The organism is Pseudomonas sp. HAR-UPW-AIA-41 (assembly GCF_002304225.1).
Lineage (GTDB): Bacteria > Pseudomonadota > Gammaproteobacteria > Pseudomonadales > Pseudomonadaceae > Aquipseudomonas.
Genome location: NZ_NSLB01000009.1, coordinates 74,157 through 93,318, shown reverse-complemented (window position 1 = coordinate 93,318; position 19,162 = coordinate 74,157). Strand labels below are relative to the sequence as shown.

Below are 19,162 nucleotides of genomic sequence, written 5' to 3'. Positions count from 1 at the left end.
TCAAATTGCAAGGAGTCGTCATGAGCGCACCCGTGGTGATCGTCGGTACCGGCCTGGCCGGCTATAACCTGGCCAAGGAGTTTCGCAAGCTCGACAGCGAAACCCCGCTGCTGCTGATCACCGCCGATGACGGGCGCTCCTACTCCAAGCCGATGCTGTCCACCGGCTTCGGCAAGAACAAGGACGCCGACGGCCTGGCCATGGCCGAGCCCGGCGCCATGGCCGAACAGCTCAAGGCTGAGATCCGTACCCACACCCGCATCAGCGGCATCGACCCTGGCCACCGCCAGCTGTGGATCGGCGAGGAAGCCGTACCCTACCGCGACCTGGTACTGGCCTGGGGCGCCGAGCCCATTCGCGTGCCGGTCGAGGGCGATGCTCTGGCACTGATCCTGCCGGTCAACGACCTGGAAGACTACGCGCGCTTTCGCAGCGCCGCCGCCGGCAAGCAGCGCGTGCTGATCCTCGGCGCCGGGCTGATCGGCTGCGAGTTCGCCAATGACCTGCTGCTCGGCGGTCTGCAGGTCGAGCTGGTAGCGCCGTGCGAACAGGTCATGCCCGGCCTGCTCCATCCGGCGGCCGCTGCCGCCGTGCAGGCCGGCCTGGAAGGTCTCGGAGCGCGATTCCACCTCGGCCCGGTGCTGGCTTCGCTGAATCATGAAGGCGATTCCCTGTGCGCGGAGCTGTCCGACGGCACCCGGATTCAGTGCGATCTGGTGCTGTCCGCCGTCGGCCTGCGTCCACGCACAGCGCTGGCCGAGCAAGCGGGCCTGGCCTGTGGTCGCGGCGTACAGGTCGACCGCCAGCTGCGGACTTCCCACGCCAACATCTATGCCCTGGGTGATTGCGCCGAGGTCGATGGCCTCAACCTCCTTTATGTGATGCCGCTGATGACCTGCGCCCGCGCTCTGGCACAGACCCTGGCCGGCACGCCGACGGCCGTGAGCTACGGCCCCATGCCGGTTACCGTTAAGACGCCGGTGTGTCCGCTGGTGGTGTCGCCACCACCGCGCGGCCGCGAGGGCAGCTGGAGCGTGGAAGGCAGTGGCGCCGACCTCAAGGTGCTCTGCCGTGATAACGACGGCGCCCTGCTCGGCTATGCGCTCACCGGCACGACCGTTCAGGAAAAGCTGACCCTGAACCGTGAATTGCCCCCACTGCTGGCGTGATCGCCTTGCCTTCTGTCCGATTTGCCCGGCAAAACCCCGAATTAATTGTCGGACAAGACTGGCCAAGCCTGTAGCGGCATGCCATCCTCGAACCTGCTCGCCGCAGGCTAGAGCCCGCGCCGCTTCAGCGTCCCTGGGAAGAGACGCTCGACAGACAACAACAACAAACCGTCAACGAGGCAATTATGCGTAAACCGGAACTCGCCGCCGCTATCGCGGAAAAGGCCGACCTCACCAAAGACCAAGCCAACCGCGTTCTCAACGCCGTGCTGGAAGAAATCACCAATGCACTGAACCGCAAGGACAGCGTGACTCTGGTGGGCTTCGGCACCTTCCTGCAGCGTCACCGCGGTGCCCGTACCGGCAAGAACCCGCAGACCGGCGCCGCCGTGAAGATCAAGGCCAGCAACACCGTCGCCTTCAAGCCGGGCAAAGCCCTGAAAGACGCGGTCAACTGAGTTGCCTGCCCGCAGCCAGACGGCTGCGGGCCTCTCCCCTCCCGGCGTTCTCCCCGCACGCTCTGTGCATTTCCCCTCGAAAGACCGGCTGTAGTGGCCTCGACAAACCGCTACAATGCGCGCCCCAAGACGCTTCACTGAGGCTGCGTGCATGAAATTCCGCTTTCTTCTCTGGATGCTGGGTCGCCTGATGGCCAAGGCCAGCCGCCAGAATCCCGCGTTCCAGGAACAACTGGCCGGCAAGGACCTGGTTTTCCAGCTGCACACGCTGGACGGCAAGCTGGCGCGTCACTACATCGTCAAGGATCAGCGCGTGGTCAGTAAGCGCGGCAAGGCCGAAAACCCGGCGTTTGCCCTCGGCTTCAAGGATGCCGCCTACGGCTTCGCCACCATGACCGCGAAGAACAAGCAGTTGGCCTTCATGCAGGGCATTCAGAACAAAGAGATCCAGATTCAGGGCAACCCCATGCTGGTCATGTGGTTCCAGGGCCTGATGAAGCACCTGATGCCGAAGAAGAAAAAGCCTGAGCAGAAGGCCGCCTGATTATGCCCGGGCGGCGCTGGCAGGCGTCCGCCCGATTCGCTAGGCTCTGCGCTGAACTTCTCGTCGTAGAGCCTCCACCATGCGCTCCCTGGTCCTTTGCTGCACCCTCCTGGCCACCCCCGTGCTGGCCGCACCTGCGCAACCCGCCACCCTCGAACCCGTGTTTGCCATGGCCGGCATCCGCCTGCTGTGCGAGCAGAGCGCGCCACTGATCCAGCGCGGCCTGGCTGCGGCGCAGCAGAAAAAGGTCGAGAAGCTGTTCGGCGCCGATACCCTGTGTGACGACTTGGCCCGACGGGTTGCACCGCAGCTGCAGCAGGCCGAAGTGGAGCAGGCGCAAGCCCTGCTCGACAGCCCCCTGGCGCAGCGCTTTACCGCCGCTGAACGGGCAGTGGGCGAAGAGCCTGGCGGGTTGAAAGCCTATACCGAGCAACTGGCCAGCCGCCCGCCACGTGCCGAGCGTGTGGAGCTGGTGCGCGAACTGGACCGACAGGCACACACCAGCGAGCTGGCGACCCTGCTGCGCTACGAGGCCGGCAAGACCCAGGCCTGGCTCAGCGTCATCCAGCGCGGACAGAAAATCGACGAACAGACCCTGACCACGCAGACGACCAAGCAGCGCGAGAGCCTGCAGCAGTCCAGCCAGAAAGGCGTCGAAGCGTTCATGCTGTATGCCTATCGCGGCATGCCCAGCCCGGAACTGGGCGAATACGTGGCCCTGTATCAGCAGCCTGCGGTGAAAAAGCTGCTGAACGCCACCCTCAAGGCCTTGCCCGAAGTGTTCGCCGCCCAGCGCCAGCAGCTCAAATGAAACAGGGGGCCGAGGCCCCCTGTTTTCTCACACCCGGATATCAGAACCTGTTCAAAGTCTCGCGAGCTAGAGAAAAACAAGGCGAAAGTGGCTGAGGAAGCGGAGTTTACGAGTGGTAAATGAGCATTCCGAAGGCACTTTCAACGCAGTTTTTCCGACGCGCAGCAGACTTTGAACAGGCTCTCAGTGCGCCGGGTGGAATTGCGAGGCTAGCTCGCGCAGCGCGGTCTCGGCCTCCAGCACCTTGCTCACAGCTTCCTCGGCCTTTTCGCGGGAAATCTCCAGACGCTGCAGCAGGCTGTCGGGAATGCCCCCAGCCAGACCGCTGCCGATACCACGCTGACGCAGCAGATTGACCGACAGGTAGATCAGATTGGCGTAGGCGCTGTGACTGCCGCTGTAGTGCGGATCGTTCTGGAAACGCAGCGCAGTCGCCAGCTCCTCCGGCATATCCCAGAAACGCATCAGCCAACTGCCGATCTGCTCACGCGTGATACCCAGCAGATGCTGCTCGACATAAGGCGCCGCGAGGTGCGGATTGACCTCCAGATGACGGCAGATCAGCGAGAAATGCGGCGGAAATACATGCGCCAGCACCAGATAGCCGAAGTTGTGCAGCAGGCCGCCGAGGTAGGTCAGCCCGGCCTCCGGACGCTCGCTACGGGGCATGGCCCGGGTCAGGCCCTCGATCACCGCGGCGGTGTAGATTGCCTGCTGCCAGTAAGGCGTGTCCTGTTGCGGATGGTCCTTGGGCAGGCTGAGGGTCTTGCCCAGCGCCAGCCCCAGGGCCAGGTTGATCACCAGATCGAAACCCAGCACACGGACGATGGCGTCCTCCACCGAGCGGATCTTGCCGGGCGCGGCGTAGTACGGCGAAGCGGCCCAGCTGACCACCTGCGCAGCCAGCGCCGGGTCGGTCTCGACCACACCAGTGATGTCATCCACCGTGGCATCAGGATCGACGCGCAGCTTGACGATCTTCTGCGCGGTTTCCGGCAGCGGCGGAATCTCGATGGTTTCCTCCAGACGCTGCTGGATACGGCGAGCCGTGAAGTTCTGCACCGCCTGGGTAATTTCGGCGCGGTCGTCGTCCGGACGGTCGAGGTTGGGGCGGATATTGGCCAGCGGCTCGCCAAAGCGCGCGGCACTGGCCTTGGCCAGCAGCGGCCTGAAATCGGCGCAGCTCACCTCGAGCAGCAGCCCCGGTGTGCCGGAGTCGAGCAGCAGTGTCTCTTGCTGCAGCAGGCGCTCGTCATACAGGCAGGGCGAGCTTGTCAACGGCGGCAGAGCCGGCAAGTTACGCAAGTCGTGCTTGCCCAGCATGCGCTCCAGGCGTTCTGGTTTGACCGCCACCAGCTTACGCCCGGTGAGCTCGGCAAGGCGGGCCAGATCAAGCAACTGATCGCGTGGGAACAGAGCCAGCAGAGCACCCACAGCATCATCCAGCAGCACCGCCTGGACACGTCTTGCTGGGTCCTGCTCGGCACACTCGGCAATGGCACGGTAGCCAATGCCGACCTTGGCCAGCAGTTGCTGGATCATCATCGGAACCTGCGGCGTGGCATCGGGGGCGAGGGCAACTTCGGTCATGTGAGCAGCTCAGCAGCGATCATTTGCCGCAGTATAACCAGCCACGTGGATTGAGGGGACGGCGGTCGTCGACTGCTTCACACTTGGCCATATTGCTGGCCATGCCGCAGCCAGCGTTGCAGCAGCGGGCTGACCCGTTCCGGCCAGCGCGCCAGCAGCTCCTGAGCCGCATCGCGCACCGCCGGCAGCAGCTCGGCGTCGCGCATCAGATCGGCGACCTTGAACTGCAGCAGGCCGGTCTGGCGGGTGCCGAGCATCTCGCCGGGGCCGCGCAGCTCCAGATCCTTCTCGGCAATCACGAAGCCGTCGCAGGTCTCGCGCATGATCGCCAGACGCTCACGCCCCAGCTGCGACAGCGGCGCGTGGTAGAGCAGCACGCAGTGGCTGGCGGCGCTGCCGCGACCAACCCGGCCACGCAGCTGATGCAGCTGGGCCAGACCCAGTCGCTCGGGGTTCTCGATAATCATCAGGCTGGCATTGGGCACGTCGACACCGACCTCGATCACCGTGGTGGCGACCAGCAGCTGCAGATTGCCCTGCTTGAACTCGTCCATCACCGCGGCCTTCTCGGCCGGTTTCATGCGCCCGTGGATCAGGCCGACGCGCAGCTCGCCCAGCGCCGCCGAGAGCTCCTCGTAGCTGGTCTCGGCGGCCTGACAGGTAAGCTCCTCGGACTCCTCGATCAGCGTGCACACCCAGTAGGCCTGGCGCCCTTCGCGGCAGGCAATACGCACCCGCTCGACGACTTCCAGACGGCGGCTGTCGGCGATGACCAGGGTGTTCACCGGAGTCCGCCCGGGCGGCAGCTCGTCGAGTATCGAGGTATCCAGATCGGCGTAGGCACTCATCGCCAGCGTTCTGGGGATGGGCGTGGCGGTCATGATCAGCTGGTGCGGGCTGAGACGGCCGTCGATGCCCTTGTTGCGCAGGGCCAGACGCTGCTGCACGCCGAAACGGTGCTGCTCGTCGATGATCACCAGCGCCAGGCGCTTGAACTGCACCTCATCCTGGAACAACGCGTGGGTGCCCACCACCATCGGCGTGCCGCCGGCGATCTGTTCCAGCGCCGCCGCGCGGGCCTTGCCCTTGAGCTTGCCGGCCAGCCAGGCGACCTCGATGCCCAGCGGCGCCAGCCAGCGGCTGAAATTGAGGAAATGCTGCTCGGCGAGAATCTCGGTCGGCGCCATCAGCGCCACCTGATAGCCGGCCTCCAGCGCCTGCAAGGCAGCAAGCGCGGCGACCACGGTCTTGCCGGCACCGACATCGCCCTGCACCAGACGCAGCATCGGCTCGGGCTGGCTGAGATCGTAGGCAATCTCCTGCCCGACCCGGCGCTGCGCCCCGGTCGGCTGGAAGCCCAGATTGGCAATGAAGCGCGCCGGCAGCGTCTGTGCCGGCGGCAGAACCGGCGCACGCTGGGCGCGCAGGGTTTCCCGCAGGCGCTGCAGCGACAGCTGATGGGTCAGCAGCTCCTCGAACACCAGGCGCTGCTGGGCCCAGTGCTGGCCTTCGGCGAGGGCGTCGAGATCGGTATTCGGCGGTGGCCGGTGCAGGGTACGCAGGGCTTCGGCCAGCGGGCCGAGCTGGTACTGCGCAATCATCTCCGCCGGCAGCCAGTCCGGCAGACTGTGCGGCCCGAGACGCCCCAGGGCCTGCTCGCTGAGCTGGCGCAGGCGCTGCTGGGTCAGGCCCTCGGTGGTCGGATAGATCGGCGTCAGGGTCTGCTCAACCGGCGCCGACTCGTCACCCTGCTGGGCGCGGTACTCGGGGTGATAGATTTCCAGGCCCGTCGCACCGGGACGCACTTCGCCATAGCAGCGTAGCGCCGTGCCGCGCTTGAGACCGTCCTTCTGTGCCTGGCTGAAATGGAAGAAGCGCAGGCTGAGGGTGCCGCTGCCATCCTGCAGACGTACCAGCAGACTGCGGCGGCGTCCCATGACCACATCGGCGCCGGCCACGACGCCTTCGACCACGGCATCCTGGCCGGGACGCAAAGCACCGATGGGCGTAATGCGGGTGCGGTCCTGATAGCGCAGCGGCAGATGGAACAGCACGTCCTGCAGGTTTTCCAGGCCCACGCGGGCCAGCTTCTCGGCCAGCGCCTCACCCACGCCCTTGAGTGCCGTCACCGGCACCTGTGCCAGTTCGGTCATGCGGAGGGCGCGCGCGCCACCGAGCACAGGCGGATGGAGTCGGCGAGAATCTCGATCGCCTTCGGCCGCGGGAAACTGGCACGCCAGGCAATGGCCACGGTACGCAAAGGCACCGGCCCGGCGAAGGGACGCACCTCGATCACGCCGGGCGCGTAGTGGTGGCTGTCCACGGCGGAGAACGGCAGCACCGACACACCAAGGCCGGAGGCGACCATGTGGCGGATGGTTTCCAGCGAGCTGGATTCCACCGTGATGTGTCTGGCTTCGTCCTTGCCACGGCTGGTCGGGCAGGCCTCCAGCACCTGATCGCGGAAGCAGTGCCCCTCTCCAAGCAGAAGCAGGCTCTTGTCGTTGAGCAGCTCGTTCTCGATGGCCTTCTTGGCCGTCCACGGATGGTTGGCCGGCATCAGCACGTAGAAGGGTTCGTCGTACAGCGGCAGGGTCAGCACGTCGGCTTCCTGGAACGGCAGGGCGATGATCACCGCGTCCAGCTCACCGGTGCGCAGCTTGTCGCGCAGCACGTGGGTGAAATTTTCCTCGATATACAGCGGCATGTCGGGAGCGACCTTGTGCAGCTGCGGAATCAGGTGCGGGAACAGGTAGGGGCCGATGGTGTAGATGGCGCCAACCTTGAGCGGCGCGGCCAGCTGGTTCTTGCCGACCTGGGCCAGCTCGCGGATGCCCTGTGCCTGCTCCAGCACCTTCTGCGCCTGGGCGACAATGCCCTCGCCGGTGGGCGTCAGACGCACTGCGGTCTTGCTGCGCTCGAAGATCAGAACACCGAGCTCGTCTTCCAGCTTCTTCACCCCGACCGACAAGGTGGGCTGGCTGACGTGGCAGCGCTCGGCGGCACGGCCAAAGTGCTGTTCCTGGGCCAGGGTGACGATGTAGCGCAGCTCGGTGAGGGTCATAGTCAAATTCCATTGATTTGAGGCTAAGCATAGCCTCGGTCGTCAATGGAACCAACCCGGCAAGCGGGCCAAGAACCTGTCTACGATCTCGCGAGCTAGAGCGAGACAAGACGAAATCAGCCGAAGAAGCGGAGTTTACGAGTTGTAAATGAGCATTCTGAGGCTGTTTTCAACACCGTATCGCCGACGCGCAGCAGATCGTAGGCAGGTTCTCAGCTGCGTTTAAGCTCATAGACAATCGGCGCCACGATCTCCAGCTGGCCATTGCTCAGCAGCTCACTCGGTGGCGGTGGCAACGGCTGAGCACGGCGAATCAGCTCCTGGGTGGCACGATCAAGCAGGCGGTTGCCCGACGGGCCGACCACGGCGTACTCCAGCACGCGACCCTGGGCATCGACGGTAAAACGCAGCTTGCAGATACGCACACCCTCGCGCTCACGGCGCTTGGCCGCTTCCGGGTAGCGCTTGTAGCGGCTGAGATGACTGAACAGCTCACTCTGCCAGGTAGGCACCGCCTTGCTCGGCGGGCTGGGTGGCGCGGCCTGGGCCGCCTTGGGCGCACTCGCCGGACGCTGCTGAGCCACCGGCGGAGTGACGACCGGCGGCTGCGGTTTGGGCTGCACCCTGGGCGGCTGCGGTTTCGGTTTGGGCTTGTAGATCGCCAGCTTCGGCTTGGGCGCTTCCACCAGTTTGGGCTCGGGCGCCCTGACCACCGGTTGCGGCGGGGGCGGCGGTGCCACCACCGGCTGCGGCGCCAGCTCCACCATGATGGCGGCGGGCGGCATCTCCATCGGCGGCAACGGGGCGCGCCAGAACCAGGCCCAGTATCCCAGCCCCAGATGCAGGGCGAGTATCAGCAGCAGACTGAATGCCCAGGTGGGCACCTGGCGCCACGCAAGGCTCACGGCCGGCCTGCCGTTTCCAGGCCAACCAGGCCGATCTTCAGGTAGCCGGCGCCGCGCAGGGTATCCATCACTTCCATCAGGCGGGAGTAATCGACGCCCTTGTCGCCGCGCACAAAGATGGTCTTTTCCTTGTCCTGCGCGGTGCGCTGGTCAAGCAGGGCACCGAGTTGCGCCTGCTCCACCGCATCCTCGCCGAGGAACAGCTCGCCGTTGTCCTTGATGCTCAGGTAGATCGGCTTGTCCGGGCGTGGTTGCGGCTTGGCGGTGGAAGCCGGCAGGTCGATCTTCACGTCCACGGTGGCCAGAGGCGCGGCGACCATGAAGATGATCAGCAGCACCAGCATCACGTCGATGAACGGCGTGACGTTGATCTCGTGGTTTTCCTGAAGGTCATCGCCTTCGCTGAGGTGCAGGGCCATGCGCAGCTCAGCCTACCTTGACCATGTGCGGCTGCACGCGCTCAGGCTGCTGTGGCTGATCGAGGTCGCGGCTGACCAGCAGCAGCACCTGCGCCGAAGCATCGGCGACCTGCGCCTTGTAGGCGCTGATCGAGCGGGCAAACACGTTGTAGATGACCACGGCCGGAATCGCCGCCACCAGGCCGATGGCCGTGGCCAGGAGGGCTTCGGCGATCCCCGGAGCCACCACCGCGAGGTTGGTGGTCTGTGATTTGGCGATGCCGACGAAGCTGTTCATGATGCCCCAGACAGTGCCGAACAGACCGACGAAGGGCGCCGTAGAACCGATGGTGGCCAGCACGCCGGTGCCCTGATTCATCTGCCGGCCGCTGGCGGCCACCAGACGTTCCAGACGGAAGGCGACACGCTCCTTGATGCCGTCCTTGGACTGGGTGCCGGCCGACAGGCGCAGTTCTTCCTGAGCATCCGCGATCAGCGTCTGGCTCAGGCTGCGCTCGCCGAGACCGAGAGCGGCGGCCTGGGCCAGACTGCGCAGGCCCTTGAGAGCCGCCAGCTCGCCACGCAGACGACGGCGCGCCAGGAGGATTTCCAGGCCCTTGGCCAGCCAAATGGTCCAGGTAATCACCGAAGCCAGCGCCAGACCGATCATCACGCCTTTCACCACCACGTCGGCGTTCTGGTACATGCCCCAGGGCGACAGGTCATGGGCCAGCACCTCGCCTTCGCTGACGCCTTCCTCAGCGCCTGCGGCCAACGCGTCCGGAGTGCCGGCCAGCGCATCCGCAGCGCCCTCGCCAGTCACCGGCGCGACCGCTGCAGGGGCAGTTGCCGGGGCAGTCTCGGCGTGGACTGGCGAAATACCGAGCAGCAGACCGCCGAGCAGGACGGACAAGGTAAAGCGACGGGCAATGGCGATAGTCATGGGGCGGCCCTGCGTTGGGTAAATGGCGACACATGTGTATTGCCGGATATTATTGCAAATCCTTCTCATTAACAGAAGTGTTTTATTCGCAGCCTCTATACCAGACATCAATCGCAGGATAGCCTGTCGTAGCCTGTCACTCTGGAGCTCCAATGTCCCCGACCTTGTTAATTGCTGGCTGCGGCGATATCGGCAATCGTCTGGCCGAGTCTTGCATTTTGGCTGACTGGACGCGCTACGGCTTGCGGCGAGATGCCTCGCGACTTTCTGTCGCAGCCCTCCCGGTGCCGGCCGACCTCCAGCAGAGCGCGCGGCCGGCCGCCTGGCCAAGCGGCGCCATCGACTATCTGGTGTACTGCGTGGCGGCCGGACAGAGCGATGAAGCCGGTTACCGCACGGCCTATGTCGATGGCCTGCAGCGTGTGCTCGGCTGGCTGGCGCAGAGCGGACAGCGCCCTCGCCGACTGCTGTTCGTCTCCAGCACCAGCGTCTACGGCCAACAACAGGGCGAATGGGTCGATGAAACATCGCTGGCACTGGCCGAGGGGTTCTCCGGGCGCATTCTGCGTGAGGCCGAGCAGCTGGCGCTGAGCAGCGGCATCCCGGCCAGCGTGGTGCGCCTGAGCGGCATCTACGGCCCCGGCCGACAGTGGCTGCTCAATCAGGTGCGCCAGGGCTACCGCGTCGCCACCGAGCCACCGCTATATGGCAATCGCATTCATGCCGACGATGCTGCGGGGCTACTGGCCTTCCTGCTGGAGGCCGACTGGCGGGGAATTGCACTGGACGACTGCTACATCGGCGTCGACGACGAGCCCGCTCCGCTACACGAAGTGGTCGACTGGCTGCGTGGCGAGCTGGGCGTCACCGAGTGGAGCGACACCGCCCAAGTGCGTCGTGCCGGCAGCAAGCGCTGTCGCAACAGCCGCGCCCGAGCACTGGGCTGGGTGCCGCAGTACCCCAGCTATCGCCAAGGCTACCGGGCGCTGCTGCAAAGCTGAGCCCTACGCCCTTCAGCCGTCCTGACGGCTGGAGGGACGCAGCAGAGCGGCTACCCGCTGCGGCTTGCAGTTGAGGTAGGCCGAGTTCTGCAACCAGCGCCGATCCGGGTACCAGGAAAACATGAACTGGCCGCCCTTGAGCTGGTCGACCACCATGCGCCCGACCTCCGGGCGCACCGCCGGGCAACCCAGGCTGCGGCCGATGCGGCCCTGGCTGCGGGCCAGCGCCGGATCGACGTAGGCCGCCGAATGGATGACGATGGCCCGCTCGCGGGCGCGGTCGTTGATCCCGGGTTCCAGGCCATCCATGCGCAGCGAATAGCCATGCTTGCCCTGATAGCTCTCGGCGGTGCGGAACAGGCCGAGGCTGGACTGGTGACTGCCCTCGCGGTTGGAGAAACGGGTGGCGTGGTTCTCCCCGGACTGCCGGCCATGGGCGACGAAGTCACGCAGCAGCACGCGCTGGCGCTTGAGGTCGAAAATCCACAGACGCCGTGCCGTGGACGGCAGCGAGTAATCGATGACAGCCAGACGCTGCGCCGGCTGGGCGCCGTTGTTGACGGCACACTGCATGGCCGCCACGGCATGCCGCAGCGCCTCTTTGTTAAGACCTGGAGCCGCTCGCGACAGACTGTCGAGCAAAGGCTGGTAAGCGGGACTGCCACTCGCCAACACCGGCGAGGAAAACAGCCAAAGCCCTGCCGCGCACAGGCAGAGCTGGCGAATCAATCCGGACATGCGCAGAAAACCTCTGGTAACGCACTCCCGACTTCCTGTCTGAGTCCCTAGGCCAACCTATACTTTTTCTGGAAAGGCGGTCAGATTGAGCAACAGAACCTTCTGTGGCCATGGACTGGAGCAGCACAGTTGTACAAAAAGTGGGCATCTTACCTGAGCATCGGCCTGCTGGCCCTGCCACTGGTCGCACGCAGCGAGACCACGACAGGCAGCGCAAGCGATCTCGACAACAGCCTGCAGGGCGAGTTGAGCACAGTCTGCGCCAGCCTGCCAAGCAGCCTAGATGCCCCTGCCCAGAGCCTTCTTGTGCAGTTCTACCGGCAGTTGGGCGAGCCGACCCTGTGGCATGACGAAACCCGCCTGCAGGCCCTGCGCGGGCAATTGCAACAGCTCGCCGATGACGGCCTCGACCCCGGCGACTACCCGCTGCCCACCCAGGGCTCGCCCGCCTGCCGCGAGCTGCTGATCAGCCACAGCTTCCTGCGCGCCCTGCAGCACCTGCATTTCGGCCGCCTGCCCCCGGCCCAGCGGGAGGCTCTGTGGCGCCCCGCGGACCAGCCCGGCATCGACCCGCAGCTGGCCCTGCTGTCCATCGCCCCCTTTGCCGTGGACGACCCGGCCAATGCCTTCGACCTGGCCCGCCCGGCCCTGCCGGCCTATCAGCGCCTGCGCCAGGCCTACGCCAGGCTGCGCCTGGAAGACCTGCCCAGCTGGGAACCGATCGCCGCCGGCCCGCTCCTCAAGCCCGAGCGCAGCGATCCGCGGGTACCGCAGCTGTATCAGCGCCTGCATGAGGCCGGCTATCTGCAGGCCTTGCCAGACCCGGTTGGCGAACGCTACGACAGCACGCTCCTGGCCGCCGTCGAACGTTTCCAGAGTGATCATGGCCTGCAGGCCGACGGCATCATCGGCCCGGCCACCCTGACGGCCCTGAACGTCAGCCCGCTGCAACAACGCAGCCAACTGCGGGTCAATCTGGAGCGCCTACGCTGGCTGCACCGCGACATGCCCAGCGACGGTTTGCTGGTCAATATCGCCGCTGCCGAACTGCGTCTGTACAAGGCCGGCGAGCTGGTGTGGCAGACCCGCACCCAGGTCGGCCGCCCCGAGCGGCGCTCGCCGCAGCTGCTGTCTCAGGTCTCGCGCATCACCCTCAACCCGACCTGGAGCGTGCCGCCGACCATCCTGCGTGAGGACAAGCTGCCGGAGATTCGGCGCGATCTCGGCTTCCTCGCCAAACATGACATGCGCGTGCTCGACCAGGACGGCAACAGCCTCGATCCGCAGCAGATCGACTGGGACAACCCCGGCAACATTCAGCTGCGTCAGGACGCCGGACCGAACAATCCGCTGGGGCGCATGGCCCTGCGTTTTGCCAACCCCTATTCGGTGTACATGCACGACACCCCCAGTCAGGCGCTGTTCGCCAAGGCGCCACGGGCCTTCAGTTCCGGCTGCGTGCGGGTCGAGGCCATCAGCGAGCTGGCCAGCCTGCTGCTGGCACCGGACGAGCTGGCCCCGGTCGAAACGCTTCTGGCCAGCGGCAAGACCCGCGACTACCGCCTGCGCCAGCCGGTGCCGCTGCTCATGGCCTACTGGACTGTCGAGGTCGATGCTGAAGGCCAGCCGCGCTACCTGCCCGACATCTACCAGCGTGACGATGCCCTGGCCTTGGCCCTGGACCGCGCGGCGCCCTGACCCGCCCCGGGCTGCACGGCAGTACACAGCTGTGTTTAGATGACCCGCTACAGACAAGCGCAACACAACCAAAAGCAAGACAACAGGAGTGGTGATTGATGGAAATCGGTGGCGTGCTGTTTCTCTTCGTTGGCCTGGCCGTGGCCATCGTCTTCATGGGCTTCAAGGTGGTGCCGCAGGGCAGCGAGTGGACGGTGGAGCGCTTCGGCCGTTACACCAACACGCTCAAGCCGGGGCTGAACATCATCGTCCCGGTGATGGACAAGATCGGCCGCAAGCTCAACGTGATGGAAAGCGTGCTGGATATCCCGCCGCAGGAAGTCATTACCGCCGACAACGCCACCGTGCAGATCGATGCCATCTGCTTCTTCCAGATCATCAATTCGGCGCAGGCAGCATACGAGGTAAACAACCTCGAACACGCCATCCGCAACCTGGTGATGACCAATATCCGCACCGTGCTCGGCTCCATGGAGCTCGATGCCATGCTCGGCCAGCGTGACGCCATCAACGAGCGCCTGCTCAAGACCGTGGACGAAGCCACCGCGCCCTGGGGCATCAAGATCACCCGCATCGAGATCAAGGACATCAGCCCGCCCGCCGACCTGATGGCCGCCATGTCCGGGCAGATGAAAGCCGAGCGCATCAAGCGCGCGCAGATTCTCGAAGCCGAGGGCCTGCGTGCTGCCGCCATCCTCACCGCCGAAGGGCAGAAGCAGGGTGACATCCTCAAGGCCGAAGGCCAGCGTCAGGCGGCCTTTCTCGAAGCCGAGGCCCGCGAGCGCGCGGCCCAGGCCGAAGCGGAAGCCACGCGCATGGTGTCCGAGGCGATCGCCAGCGGTAACGTCCAGGCGGTCAATTACTTCGTCGCCCAGAAGTACATCGAAGCCCTCGGCCAGCTGGCCTCGGCCGACAACAGCAAGGTGATCCTGATGCCGCTGGAGGCCAGTCAGGTCATCGGCGCCGTGAGCGGCATCGGCGAGATCGTCAAAGCCACCTTCGACAGCCAGAAGAAGGGCTGACCCCATGCTCGACTACCTGCAGCACCTGTCGTACTGGGACTGGCTGGGCCTGGGCACCCTGCTGCTGATCCTCGAAGTGTTCGGCGCCGGCGGCTACCTGCTGTGGGTCGGCATCGCCGCCGCCAGCGTCGGTGTGCTGACCTTCATCTTCCCCGGTCTGGACTGGACCTGGCAGTTCCTCCTGTTCGGTCTGTTCTCGGTGCTCAGCGCCGTGCTCTGGTGGCGTCGCCAGCGCGACAGCCTCAAGACCAGCGACCAGCCGGGGCTGAACCAGCGCGGCAGCGAGCTGCTCGGGCGCCAGTTCAGTCTGCACGAGCCGATCATCGCCGGGCGCGGCAAGATCAAGGCCGGTGACACCCTGTGGCTGGTCATCGGCCCCGACCTGCCGGCGGGTAGCCCGGTGCGGGTGATAGGTCAGGAAGGCGTGTTGCTCAAGGTGGAAGCCATTACCTAGCCCCAGATTCCAGCCCGTGCAGGATGTCGCTGCGACAACCAATAAGAACAAGAGAACCGACCATGCAGCATGAAATCCACGAGCCTCTGCCCCTGCTCCGCAGTGATGGCCGGCTGACTGAGCCGGGCTGGGCGCGCCACGCTTACTGGCAGTATCAACGCAGCGCGATACCGGCCAGCAGTTGGCGCATCAAGGAGTGGGATTACTACGCCGTGGTCTCGCCTGCAGGATTTGCCTTCAGCCTGACGGCCAGCAATCTGGGCTATGCCGGCCTCTATGCCCTCTGCGTGGTCGATTTGAACCTGGGGCGCTTCTGGCAGATCGATGCCTTGCAGGCTCTGCCACTGGCGCGCCACGCCTTCCCGCAAGACGCCAACAGCGGCAGCATCCACTTTCGCAACAGCAAACTCGATCTGCACATCCAGCGCATCGACGGCGAGCATCGCTTGCGCTTCACCAGCCAGCGCATGGCCGGCCCGCACGGCAAGGGCATCGACGGCGAGCTGTATTTCCGCCAGCCGCCGCAGGAATCGCTTAACATCGCGACCGCCTGGCCCAACAGCAAGGCCTTCTACTACAACACCAAGCTCAACTGTATGACCGTGAGTGGCGAGTTCCGCCACGCCGGCAAGCATTACCAATTGAGCCCGGTGCGCGACCTCGGTGTACTCGACTGGGGCCGCGGCGTATGGACCTACCGCAATACCTGGTACTGGGCCTCGGCTTCCGGTTTCGTGAACGGCGAAGCATTCGGCCTGAATTTCGGCTACGGCTTTAGCGACCGCACACCGGCGAGTGAAAACCTACTGCTCTATCGCGGCCGAGCTCACAAGCTTGGTGAGGTCCGCTTCCATTTCGACCGCCACCACTGGCTCAAGCCCTGGCGCATCAGCAGTGATGACGGCCGAGTCGAACTGGAGTTCATTCCACGGGTCGACCGCAGTAGCCACTTCAACACACTGATCATCGCCTCCGAGCAGCATCAGGTGTTCGGCCACTATCGAGGGCGAGTGACTCTGGACAATGGTCAGGTGCTGCAGCTCAGCCACCTGCCCGGCTTCGCCGAGGAAGTACGCAACCGCTGGTAAGTGCCACGAATGCGCAGCCGTACCCACTACGACACGCCATCCACTGCTAGGCTGCGCGCTCCATTACATCAACAAGGAGCGTTGCATGCCCTCTTCCCTCTATCCGCTGCGCTGGGTGCTAATTCTGCTGATCGCCTTCCAGGTGTTCTGGCTGGCCAGCGATCTGCTCGGCAGCCTGTTCGACCTGCCGCTTTACGAGCTGATTCCCGATGCCGCCTGGAGCGCCCTGCGCCTGGCCAGCAACGCGCTGGATCTGGTGCTCTACGTCCTGCTGCTCGGGCTGCTGGGCAAGCTGGCACTCAAACCCGAGGCCTGAGCCGGAGCAGGAGCCGGAAACGACAAGGCCGCCCGAGGGCGGCCTTGTCATTGCTGCGGCAGGCTTACTGGTAATCGGATACCGGTACGCAGGCGCAGAACAGGTTGCGGTCACCGTAGACGTTGTCGATCCGGTTCGCCGTCGGCCAGTACTTGTGCAGACGGGTGTGGGCGGTCGGGCTGACGGCCTGCTCGATGCTGTACGGACGCTCCCACACGCCGATCACGTCGGCCAGGGTGTGCGGTGCACGCTTGAGCGGATTGTCCTCGGCCGGCCACTCGCCGCCCTGAACCTTGGCGATCTCGTTGCGGATGTTCAGCATCGCTTCGATGAAACGGTCGAGCTCGTGCTTGGACTCGCTCTCGGTCGGCTCGATCATCAGCGTGCCCGGCACCGGGAAGCTCATGGTCGGGGCGTGGAAGCCATAGTCCATCAGGCGCTTGGCCACGTCTTCCTCGCTGATGCCGGTTTCCGCCTTGAGCGGACGCAGGTCGAGGATGCACTCGTGAGCCACGCGGCCGTTGCGCCCGGAGTAGAGCACCGGGAAGGCTTCGCCCAGGGCCTTGGCCAGGTAGTTGGCGTTGAGGATGGCAACCTCAGTGGCGTCGGCCAGCTGCGGGCCCATCATGGCGATGTACATCCAGCTGATCGGCAGGATGCTGGCGCTGCCCCAGGGCGCGGCGCTGACCGCGCCGTTGCCCGGGTTCGGGCCCTTGAGCGGTACCACCGGGTGGTTGGCGACGAACGGCGCCAGATGGGCTTTCACCCCGATCGGGCCCATGCCCGGGCCGCCACCGCCGTGCGGGATGCAGAAGGTCTTGTGCAGGTTCATGTGCGAGACGTCGGCGCCGATATCGGCCGGACGGGTCAGGCCGACCTGGGCGTTGAGGTTGGCGCCGTCCATGTAGACCTGGCCGCCGTGGGCGTGGATGACCTCGCAGATTTCGCGGATGCCTTCCTCGTACACGCCGTGGGTCGACGGGTAGGTGGCCATCAGGCAGGACAGCTGGTCGCCGGCTTCGGCGGCCTTCTTCTTCAGGTCTTCCAGATCGACGTTGCCCTGATCGTCACAGGCGACGATGACCACGCGCATGCTGGCCATCTGTGCCGACGCCGGGTTGGTGCCGTGGGCCGAAGCCGGAATCAGGCAGATGTTGCGGTGCGCATCGCCACGGCTCTCGTGGTACTTGCGGATCGCCAGCAGGCCCGCGTACTCGCCCTGGGCGCCGGAGTTCGGCTGCATGCAGATGGCGTCGAAGCCGGTGATGGTGCAGAGCCAGGCTTCCAGCTCCTCGATCATCAGGCGGTAGCCCTCGGCCTGCTCGCGCGGCACGAAGGGGTGCAGGTTGGCGAACTCCGGCCAGGTGATGGGGATCATCTCGCTGGTGGCGTTGAGCTTCATGGTGCAGGAACCGAGCGGGATCATGGCGGCGTTGAGTGCCAGGTCCTTGCTCTCCAGCTGCTTGAGGTAACGCAGCATCTCGGTTTCGCTGTGGTGAGCGTTGAACACCGGGTGGGTCAGGTAGGCAGACGTACGCTCCAGCGCGGCCGGAATGCCGCTGGTCACGCCGGCGGCGTCCAGCGCGGCGACGTCCAGACCATGACCTTCACCGAGGAACACGTCGAACAGGGCCTGCACGGTTGCGGCGCTGCAGGTCTCGTCGAGGCTGACGCCGACCTTGTCGGTGTCCACCGCACGCAGGTTGATCTGACGGGCGCGGGCGCGTTCCAGCACGTCGAAGCGCTGCGAACCGATGGTCAGGGTCAGAGTGTCGAAGAACTGGGTGTTGACGCGCTTCAGACCCTTCTGCTCCAGACCGGCGGCCAGCAGAGCGGTCAGGCGCTGCACGCGCTGGGCGATGCGCTTGAGACCCAGCGGGCCGTGGTACACGGCGTAGAAGCTGGCGATGTTGGCCAGCAGCACCTGAGCGGTACAGATGTTGGAATTGGCCTTCTCGCGGCGGATGTGCTGCTCGCGGGTCTGCAGGGCCAGACGCAGGGCGCTGTTGCCACGGGCGTCCTTGGACACGCCGATGATGCGGCCCGGCATGGCGCGCTTGTAGTCGTCGCGGCAGGCGAAGAAGGCGGCATGCGGGCCACCGTAGCCCATCGGTACGCCGAAGCGCTGCGCCGAACCGAATACCACGTCGGCGCCCAGCTCGCCCGGCGGGGTCAGCAGGATCAGGCTGAGGATGTCGGCCGACACACAGGCCAGCGCCTGCTGGGCGTGCAGCTGGTCGATCACAGGCTTGAGGTCGCGGATCTCGCCATAGGTATCCGGGTACTGCAGCAGGCCGCCGAATACCTGGTAATTGCCGAGGTTCTCCACCGCATCGACCACCACGTCGAAGCCGAAGGCTTCAGCGCGGGTCTGCACCACGGAGATGGTCTGCGGATGGCAGTTCTGGTCGACGAAGAACAGGTTGCTCTTGCTCTTGGCCACGCGCTTGGCCATGGCCATGGCTTCGGCGGCGGCGGTGGCTTCGTCCAGCAGCGAGGCGCTGGCCAGATCCAGGCCGGTGAGGTCGATGGTCAGCTGCTGGAAGTTCAGCAGGGCTTCCAGACGACCCTGGGCGATTTCCGGCTGGTAGGGGGTGTAGGCGGTGTACCAGCCCGGGTTTTCCAGCACGTTGCGCAGGATCACGGTCGGGGTCAGGGTGCCGTGGTAGCCCATGCCGATCAGGCTGGTCCACACCTGGTTCTGCGCGGCATAGCCCTTGAGCTTGGCCAGCGCGCCCTGCTCATCCAGCGCTGCCGGCAGCGCCAGCGGGCCGCCCAGGCGAATGGCCGGCGGCACGGTCTGGGCGATCAGCTCGGCGCGGGTGGCCACACCGAGGGTGGCGAGCATCGCCTGCTGTTCGTTGGCATCCGGGCCGAGGTGACGCTGCAGGAAGGCATCCGGCTGGTGCAGCTGGGTGAGCGAGGGAGTGGTCATCGGGCAAACCTCTGAAAAAGACAAAGCC

Annotated in this window: 18 protein-coding genes; 10 read left to right on the top strand and 8 right to left on the bottom strand. The window is 65.4% G+C overall.

The window, feature by feature from the left end:
- The first annotated feature begins 20 nt into the window (after window positions 1–20).
- The 4 genes from CK486_RS15455 to CK486_RS15440 all read left to right on the top strand — a co-directional run bounded on the left by CK486_RS15455 (window position 21) and on the right by CK486_RS15440 (window position 2,982).
- Window positions 21–1,169: an NAD(P)/FAD-dependent oxidoreductase gene (locus CK486_RS15455; protein WP_095941207.1), complete on the top strand. Its 1,149-nt coding sequence runs from the start codon at window positions 21–23 to the stop codon at window positions 1,167–1,169.
- Between the two features lie 185 nt (window positions 1,170–1,354).
- A complete protein-coding gene (locus CK486_RS15450) occupies window positions 1,355–1,627 on the top strand; it encodes an HU family DNA-binding protein (RefSeq protein WP_095941206.1) in 273 nt (90 codons plus the stop codon).
- A gap of 151 nt (window positions 1,628–1,778) precedes the next feature.
- Window positions 1,779–2,171 carry an SCP2 sterol-binding domain-containing protein gene (locus CK486_RS15445; RefSeq protein ID WP_095941205.1) on the top strand — a complete coding sequence of 131 codons (393 nt, stop codon included), beginning with the start codon at window positions 1,779–1,781 and terminating at the stop codon, window positions 2,169–2,171.
- Between the two features lie 79 nt (window positions 2,172–2,250).
- Window positions 2,251–2,982 carry a hypothetical protein gene (locus tag CK486_RS15440; RefSeq protein ID WP_095941204.1) on the top strand — a complete coding sequence of 244 codons (732 nt, stop codon included), beginning with the start codon at window positions 2,251–2,253 and terminating at the stop codon, window positions 2,980–2,982.
- A gap of 183 nt (window positions 2,983–3,165) precedes the next feature.
- Here the strand turns inward: CK486_RS15440 and CK486_RS15435 are convergent, their stop codons facing one another.
- The 6 genes from CK486_RS15435 to exbB all read right to left on the bottom strand — a co-directional run bounded on the left by CK486_RS15435 (window position 3,166) and on the right by exbB (window position 9,882).
- A complete protein-coding gene (locus CK486_RS15435; RefSeq protein ID WP_095941203.1) occupies window positions 3,166–4,572 on the bottom strand; it encodes an aminoacyl-tRNA deacylase and HDOD domain-containing protein in 1,407 nt (468 codons plus the stop codon).
- Between the two features lie 77 nt (window positions 4,573–4,649).
- A complete protein-coding gene (recG, locus tag CK486_RS15430) occupies window positions 4,650–6,725 on the bottom strand; it encodes an ATP-dependent DNA helicase RecG (RefSeq protein ID WP_095941218.1) in 2,076 nt (691 codons plus the stop codon).
- Window positions 6,722–7,636, bottom strand: a complete 915-nt coding sequence (locus tag CK486_RS15425) for a hydrogen peroxide-inducible genes activator (protein WP_095941202.1) — start codon at window positions 7,634–7,636, stop codon at window positions 6,722–6,724. Before CK486_RS15425 ends, recG begins: the two co-directional genes overlap by 4 nt.
- Window positions 7,637–7,848: 212 nt before the next feature.
- The gene (locus CK486_RS15420; protein WP_095941201.1) at window positions 7,849–8,541 is read right to left on the bottom strand and encodes an energy transducer TonB; all 693 of its coding nucleotides are present in this window, start codon (window positions 8,539–8,541) and stop codon (window positions 7,849–7,851) included.
- The gene (gene exbD / locus CK486_RS15415) at window positions 8,538–8,960 is read right to left on the bottom strand and encodes a TonB system transport protein ExbD (protein ID WP_095941200.1); all 423 of its coding nucleotides are present in this window, start codon (window positions 8,958–8,960) and stop codon (window positions 8,538–8,540) included. The genes CK486_RS15420 and exbD overlap by 4 nt, the downstream gene beginning before the upstream one ends.
- Window positions 8,961–8,967: 7 nt before the next feature.
- Window positions 8,968–9,882, bottom strand: a complete 915-nt coding sequence (gene exbB / locus CK486_RS15410) for a tonB-system energizer ExbB (RefSeq protein ID WP_095941199.1) — start codon at window positions 9,880–9,882, stop codon at window positions 8,968–8,970.
- A gap of 152 nt (window positions 9,883–10,034) precedes the next feature.
- On the opposite strand from exbB, the gene CK486_RS15405 reads away from it, so the two are divergent.
- The gene (locus CK486_RS15405; RefSeq protein ID WP_095941198.1) at window positions 10,035–10,883 is read left to right on the top strand and encodes an NAD-dependent epimerase/dehydratase family protein; all 849 of its coding nucleotides are present in this window, start codon (window positions 10,035–10,037) and stop codon (window positions 10,881–10,883) included.
- A gap of 12 nt (window positions 10,884–10,895) precedes the next feature.
- Here the strand turns inward: CK486_RS15405 and CK486_RS15400 are convergent, their stop codons facing one another.
- The gene (locus CK486_RS15400; protein ID WP_095941197.1) at window positions 10,896–11,621 is read right to left on the bottom strand and encodes a murein L,D-transpeptidase catalytic domain family protein; all 726 of its coding nucleotides are present in this window, start codon (window positions 11,619–11,621) and stop codon (window positions 10,896–10,898) included.
- Window positions 11,622–11,750: 129 nt separating this feature from the next.
- Between CK486_RS15400 and CK486_RS15395 the strand changes: the two genes are divergently transcribed.
- The 5 genes from CK486_RS15395 (at window position 11,751) to CK486_RS15375 (ending at window position 16,199) form a co-directional block, all read left to right on the top strand.
- The gene (locus CK486_RS15395; RefSeq protein WP_095941196.1) at window positions 11,751–13,319 is read left to right on the top strand and encodes a murein L,D-transpeptidase; all 1,569 of its coding nucleotides are present in this window, start codon (window positions 11,751–11,753) and stop codon (window positions 13,317–13,319) included.
- A 98-nt stretch (window positions 13,320–13,417) separates the two neighbouring features.
- Window positions 13,418–14,341, top strand: coding sequence for an SPFH domain-containing protein (locus CK486_RS15390; RefSeq protein WP_095941195.1), 924 nt, complete (start codon window positions 13,418–13,420; stop codon window positions 14,339–14,341).
- Between the two features lie 4 nt (window positions 14,342–14,345).
- A complete protein-coding gene (locus CK486_RS15385) occupies window positions 14,346–14,795 on the top strand; it encodes an NfeD family protein (RefSeq protein WP_095941194.1) in 450 nt (149 codons plus the stop codon).
- A 62-nt stretch (window positions 14,796–14,857) separates the two neighbouring features.
- Window positions 14,858–15,883 carry a DUF2804 domain-containing protein gene (locus CK486_RS15380; RefSeq protein WP_095941193.1) on the top strand — a complete coding sequence of 342 codons (1,026 nt, stop codon included), beginning with the start codon at window positions 14,858–14,860 and terminating at the stop codon, window positions 15,881–15,883.
- Window positions 15,884–15,968: 85 nt separating this feature from the next.
- Window positions 15,969–16,199, top strand: a complete 231-nt coding sequence (locus CK486_RS15375; protein ID WP_095941192.1) for a hypothetical protein — start codon at window positions 15,969–15,971, stop codon at window positions 16,197–16,199.
- Window positions 16,200–16,263: 64 nt separating this feature from the next.
- On the opposite strand, the gene gcvP is transcribed toward CK486_RS15375, so the two are convergent.
- A complete protein-coding gene (gcvP, locus tag CK486_RS15370) occupies window positions 16,264–19,134 on the bottom strand; it encodes an aminomethyl-transferring glycine dehydrogenase (RefSeq protein ID WP_095941191.1) in 2,871 nt (956 codons plus the stop codon).
- Between the last annotated feature and the right edge of the window lie 28 nt (window positions 19,135–19,162).